This is a genomic window from Rhodococcus sp. IEGM 27 (assembly GCF_033142305.1).
GTDB lineage: Bacteria > Actinomycetota > Actinomycetes > Mycobacteriales > Mycobacteriaceae > Rhodococcus_F > Rhodococcus_F oxybenzonivorans.
Map to the genome: position 1 here is coordinate 291,482 of NZ_JAWLSG010000005.1, position 12,417 is coordinate 303,898.

Annotated in this window: 11 protein-coding genes and 2 tRNA genes; 8 read left to right on the plus strand and 5 right to left on the minus strand. The window is 66.5% G+C overall.

The window, feature by feature from the left end; genetic code table 11:
• Positions 1–2 precede the first annotated feature (2 nt).
• Both R4P95_RS19365 and R4P95_RS19370 read right to left on the minus strand, forming a co-directional pair.
• Positions 3–431, minus strand: coding sequence for a Fur family transcriptional regulator (locus tag R4P95_RS19365; protein WP_317746240.1), 429 nt, complete (start codon positions 429–431; stop codon positions 3–5).
• A 2-nt stretch (positions 432–433) separates the two neighbouring features.
• Positions 434–778, minus strand: coding sequence for an ArsR/SmtB family transcription factor (locus tag R4P95_RS19370; protein ID WP_159921489.1), 345 nt, complete (start codon positions 776–778; stop codon positions 434–436).
• A 219-nt stretch (positions 779–997) separates the two neighbouring features.
• Between R4P95_RS19370 and R4P95_RS19375 the strand changes: the two genes are divergently transcribed.
• A complete protein-coding gene (locus R4P95_RS19375) occupies positions 998–2,389 on the plus strand; it encodes a glycine--tRNA ligase (protein WP_109329028.1) in 1,392 nt (463 codons plus the stop codon).
• Between the two features lie 225 nt (positions 2,390–2,614).
• On the opposite strand, the gene R4P95_RS19380 is transcribed toward R4P95_RS19375, so the two are convergent.
• On the minus strand, positions 2,615–4,705 hold the full coding sequence (locus tag R4P95_RS19380; protein WP_317746239.1) for a TPM domain-containing protein: 2,091 nt from the start codon (positions 4,703–4,705) through the stop codon (positions 2,615–2,617).
• 69 nt (positions 4,706–4,774) lie between these two features.
• On the opposite strand from R4P95_RS19380, the gene R4P95_RS19385 reads away from it, so the two are divergent.
• From R4P95_RS19385 to dnaG, 4 genes are all read left to right on the plus strand, one after another.
• Positions 4,775–5,467: a YdcF family protein gene (locus R4P95_RS19385; protein ID WP_159921493.1), complete on the plus strand. Its 693-nt coding sequence runs from the start codon at positions 4,775–4,777 to the stop codon at positions 5,465–5,467.
• A complete protein-coding gene (locus R4P95_RS19390; protein ID WP_317746415.1) occupies positions 5,467–6,741 on the plus strand; it encodes a deoxyguanosinetriphosphate triphosphohydrolase in 1,275 nt (424 codons plus the stop codon). Before R4P95_RS19385 ends, R4P95_RS19390 begins: the two co-directional genes overlap by 1 nt.
• Positions 6,742–6,821: 80 nt before the next feature.
• On the plus strand, positions 6,822–8,027 hold the full coding sequence (locus tag R4P95_RS19395; RefSeq protein WP_317746237.1) for a lipase family protein: 1,206 nt from the start codon (positions 6,822–6,824) through the stop codon (positions 8,025–8,027).
• A 48-nt stretch (positions 8,028–8,075) separates the two neighbouring features.
• Positions 8,076–10,007, plus strand: coding sequence for a DNA primase (gene dnaG, locus R4P95_RS19400; protein ID WP_317746236.1), 1,932 nt, complete (start codon positions 8,076–8,078; stop codon positions 10,005–10,007).
• A 13-nt stretch (positions 10,008–10,020) separates the two neighbouring features.
• On the opposite strand, the gene R4P95_RS19405 is transcribed toward dnaG, so the two are convergent.
• Positions 10,021–10,269 (minus strand): hypothetical protein, encoded by a 249-nt coding sequence (locus tag R4P95_RS19405; RefSeq protein WP_109335012.1) that lies wholly within the window; start codon positions 10,267–10,269, stop codon positions 10,021–10,023.
• Between the two features lie 137 nt (positions 10,270–10,406).
• Here R4P95_RS19405 and R4P95_RS19410 point away from each other — a divergent pair.
• Both R4P95_RS19410 and R4P95_RS19415 read left to right on the plus strand, forming a co-directional pair.
• Positions 10,407–10,479 (plus strand) — tRNA-Asn (locus R4P95_RS19410).
• Between the two features lie 126 nt (positions 10,480–10,605).
• Positions 10,606–11,838 carry an AI-2E family transporter gene (locus R4P95_RS19415; protein ID WP_317746235.1) on the plus strand — a complete coding sequence of 411 codons (1,233 nt, stop codon included), beginning with the start codon at positions 10,606–10,608 and terminating at the stop codon, positions 11,836–11,838.
• On the opposite strand, the gene R4P95_RS19420 is transcribed toward R4P95_RS19415, so the two are convergent.
• Positions 11,779–12,099, minus strand: a complete 321-nt coding sequence (locus tag R4P95_RS19420) for a DUF6480 family protein (RefSeq protein ID WP_397517736.1) — start codon at positions 12,097–12,099, stop codon at positions 11,779–11,781. The genes R4P95_RS19415 and R4P95_RS19420 overlap by 60 nt on opposite strands.
• Before the next feature lie 152 nt (positions 12,100–12,251).
• On the opposite strand from R4P95_RS19420, the gene R4P95_RS19425 reads away from it, so the two are divergent.
• Positions 12,252–12,325 (plus strand) — tRNA-Ile (locus tag R4P95_RS19425).
• Positions 12,326–12,417 lie beyond the last annotated feature (92 nt).

Consider the following 12,417-nt stretch of genomic DNA (forward strand, 5'->3'; position numbering starts at 1 on the left):
GCTCACCGCGGCGCGTTGCAGTCCTTGCAGATGCCGAAGATCTCGATGGTGTGGCTGACGTCGGAGAATCCGTGATTGTCGGCGATCGACTGCGACCACTGTTCCACGGTGGGTCCTTCGACCTCGACGGTGTAGCCGCAACTGCGGCACACGAGGTGATGGTGGTGCCCCGACGAGCACCTGCGGTACACCGATTCGCCCGTGTCTGTTCTCAGGACGTCGACCGTCCCGGCATCGGCCAGCGTCTGCAGCGTGCGGTAGACGGTGGTGAGACCGATGCCTTCTCCACGCTTCCGGAGTTCGTCGTGGAGTTCTTGTGCCGAGCGGAATTCCTCGATGTCGTCGAGGAGGGCGGAGATCGCACTGCGCTGCTTGGTGGCGCGCACTCCGACGACCACAGGTTTGCGATGCTCGGCGTTCTGGGTGGGCATTCTCATCCTTCCTCGGCGTGCGCGACGGCGTCCACGACGATGTGTGCGAGGTGGTCGTCGACGAGCCGGTAGAGAACCTCGCGCCCGGTTCGTTCGCCGCGCACCACCCCGGCAGCCTTCAAGACGCGAAGGTGCTGGCTGATCAGCGGCTGGGTGACTCCCAGCGCCCCGACTAGTTCGTGCACGCAGCGCTCCGATTCGCGGAGTTGCAGCACGATGGCGATTCGGACCGGTGCAGCGAGGGCGCGCAGAATGTCACCTGCCGCAGCCAATGTCTCCTTCGACGGCACAGGCGCGGGCGGCGCGGTGTCGAACGGATGAAGATCGCCGGTATCGGTCACGCTCACAGCGGATCTCCTTCGGTATGCCGGACACGAAGCGACAGAATGGTCGGGGAGCACCTTCGGTCAGCTCGTCGCCCATCTTATTGCAAATCGATTCCATTTTGATATGCATGAATTCGCATGTCAACCAGGCGGGTGAACCGGACGGAAACGGGCAGATAGGCTAGGAGCCGAAAACTGCACGTAAACCATGCATCTATTACCCAGATGGAGAGCACTCGAGTGGCACCGAAATCCAAAGTCGAAACCGTCGTCAACCTGGCCAAGCGTCGTGGCCTCGTCTATCCGTGCGGTGAGATCTACGGGGGCACGAAGTCGGCCTGGGATTACGGCCCCTTGGGTGTCGAACTCAAGGACAACATCAAGAAGCAGTGGTGGCGCAACATGGTCACCAGCCGCGAAGACGTCGTCGGTCTCGACTCGTCGGTAATTCTGCCGCGTGAGGTATGGGTGGCGTCCGGCCACGTCGGCGTGTTCAACGATCCGTTGGTCGAGTGTCTCAACTGCCACAAACGTCACCGTCAGGACCACCTGCAGGAGGCGTACGCGGAGAAGAAGGGTCTCGATAACCCCGACGACGTCACCATGGACGTCATTGCCTGCCCCGACTGCGGCACGGTGGGGCGTTGGACCGAGCCCCGCGACTTCAACATGATGCTCAAGACGTATCTCGGCCCGGTCGAGAGCGAAGAGGGAATGCACTACCTGCGCCCCGAGACGGCGCAGGGCATTTTCGTCAACTTCGCGAACGTGCTCACCACGTCGCGTAAGAAGCCGCCCTTCGGCATCGGCCAGATCGGTAAGAGCTTCCGCAACGAGATCACCCCCGGCAACTTCATCTTCCGCACCCGCGAGTTCGAGCAGATGGAGATGGAGTTCTTCGTCAAGCCCGGTGAGGACGAGGAGTGGCACCAGTACTGGATCGACTACCGCATGGACTGGTACACGGGCCTGGGTATCAACAAGGACAACCTGCGCCTGTACGAGCACGCCGCGGACAAGCTGTCGCACTACTCCAAGCGGACCGTGGACATCGAGTACCGGTTCCACTTCCAGGGCAGCGAGTGGGGCGAGCTCGAGGGTGTGGCCAACCGCACCGACTTCGATCTGTCGACGCACTCGACGCACTCGGGCACCGACCTCAGCTACTACGACCAGGCCAGTGGTGACCGGTACACGCCATACGTCATCGAGCCCGCTGCCGGCCTCACCCGGTCGCTGATGGCCTTCCTCGTCGACTCCTACACCGAGGACGAGGCACCCAACGCGAAGGGTGGCGTCGACAAGCGCACGGTGCTGCGGCTGGACCGTCGCCTCGCGCCGGTGAAGGCCGCGGTGCTGCCGCTGTCCCGCAACGCCGATCTGACGCCCAAGGCCAAGGATCTGGCCGCGACGCTTCGTCAGAACTGGAACGTCGAGTTCGACGACGCCGGCGCCATCGGACGCCGTTACCGTCGTCAGGACGAGATCGGTACGCCGTTCTGCATCACCGTCGACTTCGACACCCTCGAGGATCATGCGGTCACCGTCCGTGAGCGTGACTCGATGGCTCAGGAGCGTGTCGCGCTCGACCAGGTGGAGGGCTACCTGGCCCAGCGCCTTCTCGGCTGCTGATCCGGAAGACGAGCAGGGTGAGCAGATCCCCGGTTGCGGTCGATTCCCGACCGCAACCGGGGATCTGTTGTAATTGCCTCAGACGAAACGGGGGCATTGATGAGTGATGTGCTGGTATGCGGTGCGCTGCTGATCGGGAGCGCAGGTTTTCTGGGACTGGCGGTGGCCCTGTTCGGGTCGGCTGGTGCCCGCTCGTACAGCGACGTCGAGTAGGCCCGCGGAACGTCAGAAGCGGCCGCCTCCGCTGATTCGGCCCGAGCTGCGCGGACCACCGAAAGAGCCCGGTCCACCCCCGAAACCGCCACCACCGAATCCGCCACTACCGAAACCGCCACGGGAGCCTCGGCCTCCCCAGCTGCCGCGGCCGCTGAATCCGCCTCGCATGACGCTGTCGATCAGGATTCCGCCCAGTACCGCGCCGGCGAGGTTCCCGCCGGTCCCCGGCCCGGCGCCTTGACGAAGTTCCCAGTCCTGCACGTCGTTTCGGGCAGAACTCAGGGCGTCGACGGCGAGAGTCGACGCGGCCTGCGCATGCTGCAGGGCGCCGGAGACATCGGTCTCGCGGAGCTGACGCGCGGCGGCGAGATGACGCTGTGCCTCGGTGAGCCGGGTCCTGGCCTCCGCACCGATTGCACCGCGCCGGGTGCCGATGAAATCCGAGGCCGCGGTCACCTGTGACTGCGCTGCCACCAGGTTCTGGTCGAGATGCTGCTGCGCGCGTTCGGTCTGTCGGCGGGATTCCTGGGCTGCTGCCAGGACGGCGTCGAGTTCGGCGTCTGCCTTGATGATCGCGGTGAAGGTGCCGAGCGGGTCGGCATCCCTCGAGGTGCGTGCCGATGCGAGCGCTGCCTGGGCCGCGGCCCGCGCCGACTCGAGCGGGGGTGCACCCTGCTCGGTGAACTGGGCGGCAGCGGCCACCCCGTTCTCGAGGTCGGTGATCACCGTGGGCAGGGCGGCGATCGCGTGGCGAATGTTGTCGGCTGCGTGATCGACGGCGTCGAGCAACGTCCGGGCCTGCTCGAGTGCGCCCTCGGCACCGCGGATCGCCGACACGGCCGGCCCCTGCTTTCCCGGCGGCAGGGCGATGGTGTCCCGCGCCTCGCTCACTGCCTCCTCCGCAAACGCCAGCCGTTCCTGCGCCATCGTCACATTGGCCGCGACGGACGCCAGCGTCTCGGCCGGGAACTGGGTGTGCAGTGCCTCGAGTGTGCGGGTGGACTCCGGAATGCGGACGCTTGCCGCGACGATGTCGCGGGTCAGCGCGTCGAGTCGCTCTGGTGCGTTGATCAAGAGATTTCGCAGACCGTCGAATTCCTGAACCCGTTCGTCGAGTTCCCGGTCTGCCCGGCCGCAGGAGGAGATGATGTCGATCAGCATCTCTCGCTGCTGCTGGGGAGTCTCGGGAATCGCGTCGTCGAGTCGTTGCCGGACGGTGAACGCGGCGGCCAGGGCCGCCTCCGCCTCCTCGAACGCCGTGGTGAACGACGCGGTCGACTGCTCCCCGAACTCGCCGCGGGCGAGGTCGAGTTCTTCGCGGCTGGTACGCAGCGCGTTGTCCGTGTCGACCAGAATTTCCCTGGCCCGCTCATCCAGCGTGGGCAGCGGCAGGGCGGCAAGTGCGTCGGTGTCCTCGGGGTCGATGTTCCTCGCGGCCGCGACAGCGTCCGCGGCCCGGTCGTTCTTCTTCTTACGGGAGTACAGGACAATTCCGCCGACGCCCGCCGCCACCACGCCGCCGCCGATGAGCAGTGTGCGCACCGACATTCCGCCGCTCGCGCTCATCGCATCGCCGAGACCGCCCGCCGCGGCGATGGCGCCACCCGCCCAGTCATCCTCGCGCAGAGCGGGTTCGACGGCGTCGACCCGGATGCTCTCCGCTTCATCGGGCGTGATGTCCTCGAGGCCGTCCGAGGCGATGAGAGCGTATTCGCGGTCGACGGTGGCGACAGCCAAAAGGGCGTCCCGGTCGCCGAGCGAGGAGGCCTGCGCGGTGCGATCGGCCCACGGTCCTGCGCCGAGACCGTCGAAGTCGGCGACGTAGACCACCCACAACCGCACCTTGTGTTCGTCGTAGAGCTGATCGATCGCGGCCTCGACCTCGGTTCGCTGATCCTCGTCCAGCGCGCCCACGTTGTCCGTCACCTGAGTGGGCAACCGCAAGGGTGCATCGGCCGACGCGACCGCCGGTCCCCACAGGATCGTCACCACACCGAGGACGGCCGCGACCGCACCCAGGACCGAGAACCGTCGAGCAGGTGGAGCGAGGAATCGTCGGCGGGACGACGGCAACTGCTCGAGTGACGATGCGACTGGCATGGCAGCAAATCTATCCGGTGTGGCGAGTCGTCAGCGGGACAGTTCGACGGCAGCTGGCAGAATCGGGGAGTGAATACTGCACCGAGCCGTGAACGCCACGACCTGCCGCGCGCCGAGGCGCGTCTGGGTTTCGTCGGCACGTTCGCACGGTGGACCCGCCGGGTGATCGTCGGAGTGGTCCTGATCGCCGTCGCCCTGGTGTTCGGCACGGCAGTCCGGGTATGGCAGGTGGCGCGAATCGACGACAGCTCGAGCGCCGACGCCATCGTCGTCCTGGGAGCCGCGCAGTACTCGGGGACCCCGTCGTCGGTGTTCGAGGCCCGACTCGAACAGGCCTACAAGCTGTACGAACAAGGCGTGGCTCCCGAGGTCATCACCGTCGGCGGGAAGCAGGAGGGTGACGAGTACACGGAGGCGGCGTCGGGTAAGAACTACCTGATCTCGCGCGGGGTCCCCGCGGACAGCATCACCGCGGTCGAGGAGGGGTCCGACACCCTGCTGAGCATCGAGGCCGTCAGCGAGACCATGGGGGAGCAGGGCATCAACTCGGCGGTCCTGGTCAGCGACCCCTGGCATTCACTACGCACCCGCACGATGGCGCGCGACGCCGGACTCGATGCCTGGACTGCGCCCACCCGGCAGGGCCCGGCCGTCTTCACGCGCGAATCCCAGCTACACGGGATAGCGCGGGAAACCGGGGCCCTGATCTGGTACCAGCTCACCCACTTCTCCGCGGACTTCCCCTACACGGCAGGACAATGATGGCCGGATACTCGACCCATGACGTCGCACGGCGCGTCTCCGAGCCGCCCAAACGGGCCGGTCTGCCGGGGAGCCAGATCGCCGCGGCCCAGCACCGCTCCGATTTCTCCCGGGACCGCGCCCGCGTGCAGCACTCCGCTGCGTTACGCCGGCTCGCGGACAAGACACAGGTGGTGGGACCGAGGGACGGTGACACACCCCGTACCCGGTTGACTCATTCGATCGAGGTCGCGCAGATCGGGCGGGGAATTGCGGACGGACTCGGATGTGACCCCGATCTGGTGGATCTCGCGGGGCTCGCGCACGACATCGGCCACCCGCCCTACGGACACAATGGTGAGAAGGCGCTCGACGAGGTGGCGGCGAGCTGCGGCGGCTTCGAAGGTAACGCCCAGAATCTGCGAATCCTGACCAACCTCGAACCCAAGGTCCTCGACCCCTCGGGCGTCAGCGCCGGACTCAACCTCACGCGCGCGGCGCTGGATGCGGCCATCAAATATCCGTGGACGAGGCCCCGGCCGGGTGCCAAATTCGGGGCCTACGACGACGACGCCGAAGTGCTGATCTGGGTGCGCAGGGGCGCACCGGAGAATCGTCGGTGCCTCGAGGCGCAGGTGATGGACTGGGCCGACGACGTAGCGTATTCGGTTCACGACGTCGAGGACGGGGTGATCGCCGGGCGCATCGATCTGCGCTCCCTCGCCGACCCGGTGGAACAGCGGGCGCTGGCGGAACTGGGTGTCTCCGAGTTCCCCGGGCTGGTCGTCGACGATCTCGTCGAGGCGGCGCATCGGCTCAGCCTTTTGCCCGTGGTGGTGGAGGTGGGCAGCTACGACGGAACGCTGACCAGTGCCGTCGCGTTGAAGAATCTGACCAGCGAGTTGGTCGGCCGTTTCGCCACGGCCGCAATCAGCGGCACGCGGAAGGTCAACGGGGACGAGCCGCTGGCCCGGTATGACGCGGACCTGGTGATTCCCCCGGTGGTGGCCTCCGAAGTGGCCCTTTTGAAGACCGTTGCGCTGTATTACGTGATGTCCGACTCCGGTCACAAGGCGCGGCAGGAGCGGCAGCGCGACCGCATTCACCGAGTGGCCGAATGGCTCCTGGCCACCGCTCCGGCGGGACTCGATCCCCTGCTGTTGCCGGCCTGGGACAAGGCCGGCGACGATTCCGCGCGGGTCCGGGTGGTCGTCGACCAGATCGCGTCGTACACCGAGAGCAGGCTCGAACGCGTCGACAAGGCCAGCCTGGGAGCGCAAGCGAGCTGGGGCTGACGAGAAACGGACCAATCCGCCCGCTCCGGTGCTACGAATACGGTGCGAGAGCGCTCACACCACCTGCACAGGGAGCCCGGATGAAGTCTGTACTGCGCAAGATCATCGGTTCGACGTCCGCTGCCCTGGTGGTTGCGGTCGGCGCCGCTGTGCTTGCTGCTCCGAACGGATACGCCGCCCCGGCATATCCGTTCGCCGACCCCGACCCGTTCTACAACGCGCCCGCCGATGTCGGGACACGTGCCGACGGTGACGTACTGGCCAGCAGATCCGTCGCCGCGACCGGTTTCCCGACGGCCGAGGCCTGGCAGATCCAGTACAAATCGACCAACTCGGCCGGCGTCCCGATCGCCGCCGTCACCACCGTGCTCGTGCCCCGCGGCGCTCCCGTGAACCGGCCGCTCGTCTCGTACCAGCCGTTCGTCAATTCGCTCGGATTGCAGTGCGCGCCGTCGCATAAACTGTTCGTCGGCGGACTGCAGGAGACACCGGCCCTCAACGCTCTTCTCGCGCGCGGATGGGCCGTCGCGGTGCCCGATCATCTCGGGCCATCCAGTGCATACGGTGCGGCGAAGCTGGGCGGGCGTCTGGTCCTCGACGGGATCCGGGCAGCGCAGCGGCTGCCGCAGACCGGTCTCGGCGCCGGCCCGGTCGGGTTGGCGGGCTACTCCGGTGGCGCCATGGCAACGAACTGGGCGGCGGCACTCGCGCCGACCTACTCGCCCGAGCTCAACATCGTGGGCGCAGCCCAGGGCGGTACCCCGGTGAACATCGGCGAGTTGGCCGACCGGTTGGGCGGCACCCCCTCGGACGCCTTCGGTCTGGGTTTCGCGGCCGCCATCGGACTCGAACGCGAGTATCCGACGCGCTCGCCCCTGGGAAACGGCCTCAACGACGAGGGTCTCCAGCTCCGCGACCGGATGAGCAACCTGTGCACCGATTCGATCCTGGCTGCCGGTGCCGGCATGTCGCTGGCCGAACTCACCGACGGTCCGAGCATCCTCACCGATCCCTCGGGACGGTCGGTCATGGACGAGAACAGTGTGCAGCTGTACCCGGGCGTGCCGAGAACGCCGATGTACGTATGGCACGGCAGTGCGGATCCGCTGGTGAACATCGGGCCGGTACGCGAGACCGTCGACAAGTACTGCGCGCAGGGCGCGAGGGTTCAGTTCGACGTGATCCCGGGCGCCGACCACGGCAGCGCCACCGTGCTCGGTGTGGGTCCTGCGTTCAGCTACCTCGGTGACCGGTTCGCGGGGATTCCGGCGCCGTCGAACTGCTGATTCCGAGTCGGAAATTGCGGCCCCGGCGGAGCGCCTAGACTGTGTGCCGTGGCTGGCAGAATCCCTGATCGAGACGTTGCGGCCATTCGCGAGCGCACCCGCATCGAGGACATCGTGGGGGAGTACGTGTCCCTCAAGCGTGCCGGCGGTGACTCGATGAAGGGCCTGTGCCCGTTCCACGACGAGAAGTCGCCGTCGTTCCATGTTCGGCCCAATCATGGGCACTATCATTGCTTCGGCTGTGGTGAGGGCGGCGACGTCTACTCGTTCCTGCAGAAGATCGACCACATCAGTTTCGTCGAGGCCGTCGAGCAGCTGGCCGATCGCCTGAACTACTCGATCTCGTACGAGGGTGGCGGCACCTCCGTCCAACGCGACCGCGGCACTCGTGCGCGGCTGGTGGCGGCCAATGCCGCTGCCCAGGAATTTTATGCCGCGCGTCTGCAGGAACCGGACGCGCAGGCGGCCCGCGACTACCTGACGGAGCGCAACTTCGACGCGCACGCCGCGCAGCAGTTCGGTTGCGGTTACGCGCCCGACGGCTGGGACATACTCACGAAGCATCTGCTGGGCAAGGGTTTCGACGTCAAGGAGCTCGAGGCGGCGGGGCTGTCGAAGGCCGGCCGCCGCGGTCACATCGATCGCTTCCATCGTCGGCTGCTCTGGCCGATCCGCAACCTGTCGGGTGACGTCATCGGCTTCGGTGCGCGCAAACTCTTCGACGACGACACGATGCCGGGGAAGTATGTGAACACCCCGGAAACCATGCTGTACAAGAAGTCTCAGGTGCTCTTCGGTCTGGATCTCGCCAAGCGCGACATCGCCAAAGGGCATCAGGCGGTCGTGGTCGAGGGCTACACCGATGTGATGGCGATGCACCTCGCCGGGGTGAAGACGGCCGTTGCCGCCTGCGGAACCGCGTTCGGTGAGGACCACCTCGCCATGCTGCGTCGTCTTTTGATGGACGACAGCTATTTTCGCGGCGAGATCATCTACACGTTCGACGGCGACGCAGCCGGGCAGGCCGCGGCGATGAAGGCTTTCGAGGGTGATCAGAAGATGGCCGGGCAAACCTTCGTGGCCGTCGCCCCCGATGGTATGGACCCGTGCGAACTGCGGCAGAAGTCCGGTGACGCGGCTGTCCGCGATCTGGTGGCGCGCCGGACACCGATGTTCGAATTCGTGGTCAAGTCGATCCTCACCGAGCACGACCTCGAGACCGCGGAGGGACGTGTGGAGGCGCTGCGCCGCACGGTGCCGGTGGTGGCTCAGATCAAAGAAGCGACGCTGCGTGACAGTTACGCCGTCCAGCTGTCCGGCTGGGTGGGTTGGGACGATATCGCCGCCGTTCGTCAGCGGGTGCGCGATGAGGCGCGCAAGCGGGCGTCGACGCGGGGTTCGGTGCCTGCTCCGCCGCGCCGCAAAGCGGGCAGGGACGACAGCGATGCGCCGCAGCTTCCGGTGGGCCTGTCCCGTCCCCGGCCCAGCGACCCCACGCTGTGGGCGCAGCGGGAGGCGCTGAAGAGCGCGCTGCAGCACCCGTCGATCGCCGGCACGGTGTTCGACTCACTGCCCGTCGAGACTTTCACACACCCGGCGTACGTGATGATCCGCGAGTCGATGATCTCAGCAGGTGGAACCAGTGCAGGCCTCGGCGGCGGCGAATGGGTCGACGCCGTCAGCAAGGGAGTGGGAGACATCACCGCGGCATCGCTCGTCTCCGAGCTCGCCGTCGAGCCGCTCCCCGTCGAAGAAGATCGAGTGCCCCGATACATTTCGGGCGTACTCGCGCGCCTGCAAGAGGTGTGGGTCGGTGAACAGGTGGCCGAGCTGAAGTCCAAGCTTCAGCGCATCTCCCCGGCCACCGAATCGGACGAATTCCACTCGCTCCTCGGCGACCTCGTCGCGTTGGAGCAGTACCGCCGCAGCCTCCTCGATCAGGCGATCGGCGACACCACCAGGGACGGGATGGCCGGCTGACCGCCTGCGGCGCTCACCGGTTCTTCAACTGCTCGTGCGGGACGAACACCGTGGTGTCCTCGTCGATCGGCTTCATCGGCTCGAGTTTGGGCTGCGTGTTCAGGGAATCGGACAGCTTCTGACGCGACACCTGCAACACCTTCTTGGTGGCCGGACTGGTGGCCACAGCCCTCGTCGCCCGGCTGATCTGTTCGTAGCGTGCACGTCCCGCCCGCGTACCCAGCACGTACCCCGCCGCGATACCGATCAACAACCGCATCATTCCCGCTTCCTCCCGGTGCACATCGACCGTCCCCATCCTGCCTGATACGTCGACAGGCAGCCGATTTGGTACTGGGGTAGGGCTATGCGCTACAGTTTCTCAGGCGTCGCCGGGAACGGCGAAGCACAGCAGAATAATCCCCTGTAGCTCAATTGGCAGAGCTTCCGACTGTTAATCGGACGGTTGCTGGTTCGAGTCCAGCCGGGGGAGCAACGAAACCCTCGCCCGGATCTTCCCGGGCGGGGGTTTCTGCTGTCCCGGGCCAATCCCGATCGGTGCGCGTGCCAGGCGGGTACATTCCCGCTGTATCGGCAGCAAACGACCGCGGGGTGTGCGATGAGCGAGGACGGCGGCCAGGCGGAGCGGACCCGGTCAGCCGGAGGCATCGGTCCGCACGACGCCCCACGCTGGCTGCGACCGGCCGTCTTCTACGTGCTCCTCGCCGTCGCCGCCTACCAGATGTCGGGCTGGCTGTTCCACAACCTGCGAGGCTTCCTGGGACTGCTGTTCCTCGCGTGGTTGTTCAGCATCACGATCGAGCCGCTCGTCGATTGGATGGCCTCTCGAGGTGTTCGCCGGGGCGCCGCCACCGGACTGGTTCTCTTCGCACTGTTCGTCGCGGCCATCGCCTTCCTGGCGCTGTTCGGAACACTGCTCGCCCAGCAGCTGGCCCAGCTGCTGAAGGCACTGCCCGGCGCGCTCTCCTCGGTCACCGAATGGTCCAATCGCGTTCTCGACACCGACTTCGCGACGGGCGACGACTTGATTCATCTCACCCCCGACACCATCCGCGACCTTGCGCAGCGTTTCACCCCAGGGGTTCTGGGCGTCTTGTCCTCGCTACTCGGCGTCGTGTTCCAGATGTTGACGCTGCTGTTGTTCGTGTTCTACATGTCCGCGCAGGGCCCCACCCTCCGCCGGACGATCTCGAGCTGGTTCCCGGCACGGCAACAGCGCGTCATCTCCACGGTCTGGGAAATCTCCGTCGAGAAGACCGGCGGATACATGGTGTCGCGACTGATCCTTGCCGCGGTGAGTGCAGTCGCCACCGGAATCTTCCTCGTGATCATCGGCGTCCCCTATTGGCTGCCGCTCGCGCTGTGGACCGGGGTCGTCTCGCAGTTCGTCCCCACCCTGGGCACATATCTCGCCATTGCCCTGCCGGCGATCATCGCGGCGGCGGCCCAGCCGATCGACGGCGTGTGGGTAGTGGTGTTCGGAACGGTCTATCAGCAAGTCGAGAACTACATCCTTCACCCGCGAATCACCTCGCGGACGGTGTCGATCCACCCTGCGGTCGCATTCGGATCGGTCATCGTCGGCGCGTCGCTGTTCGGCGCGGTCGGGGCACTGATCTCCGTGCCGGTGGTAGCGGCGATCCAATCGCTGGTCGAAACCTACGGGCGACGTTACGAACTCGTCGCCGACGAGAGACCGATCGACCCAGGGCAGCCCGACGAAGGGCCGCCCGACGAAGGGCAGCCCGCCCAAGGACAGTCGACAGTCACCTCAGTCGAACAGCGCGAACACGCGCGCGACGAAAAAGGCCGCGATCCCCAGGATGAGTAGGCCGACCAGCACGAAAGTGAGCACCGGCAAACTGCGTCCCGGCATCGGTTGAGGATGAGACAAGCCAGAGGTCTGCCCCGCATCTGGTGGTGTATCCCCAGCGGGAACGCCACCGCCCTCGTCGAGTGCGGGTGCATCATCCGGGTCCGGTCCTGGATTTCGAGTGCTCACCTTGCTCCCTTCACGAACCGCGATCACGTAGCGACGACGGCTGACAGCAGAGGTACCCGCGACCGCGTCATCCCACACACCCAGCGCCACGACCGACGGCCGAAGCGGGGCGTCTCGAAAGCCCAAGGCGACAAGGACGCGACGCCGCGGAAGCCCCGAGATTCGCGCCGCATCCCGCGTGCCACCTCACGGCGGCGGCACGGTAACATCGGCTCGCCGCAGTCCGGACATGCCGCGGCGATGGGGCGGTAGCTCAGTCGGTTAGAGCCGTGGACTCATAATCCATTGGTCGCGGGTTCGAGCCCCGCCCGCCCCACCCCTTTCACTGTGGCGCGGAATTCGCGACCGGCGCCCGGAATTCCCTGCCACAGCGATGAGCCGATCGCCTGCGTCCGAGCCGTGGTCGCG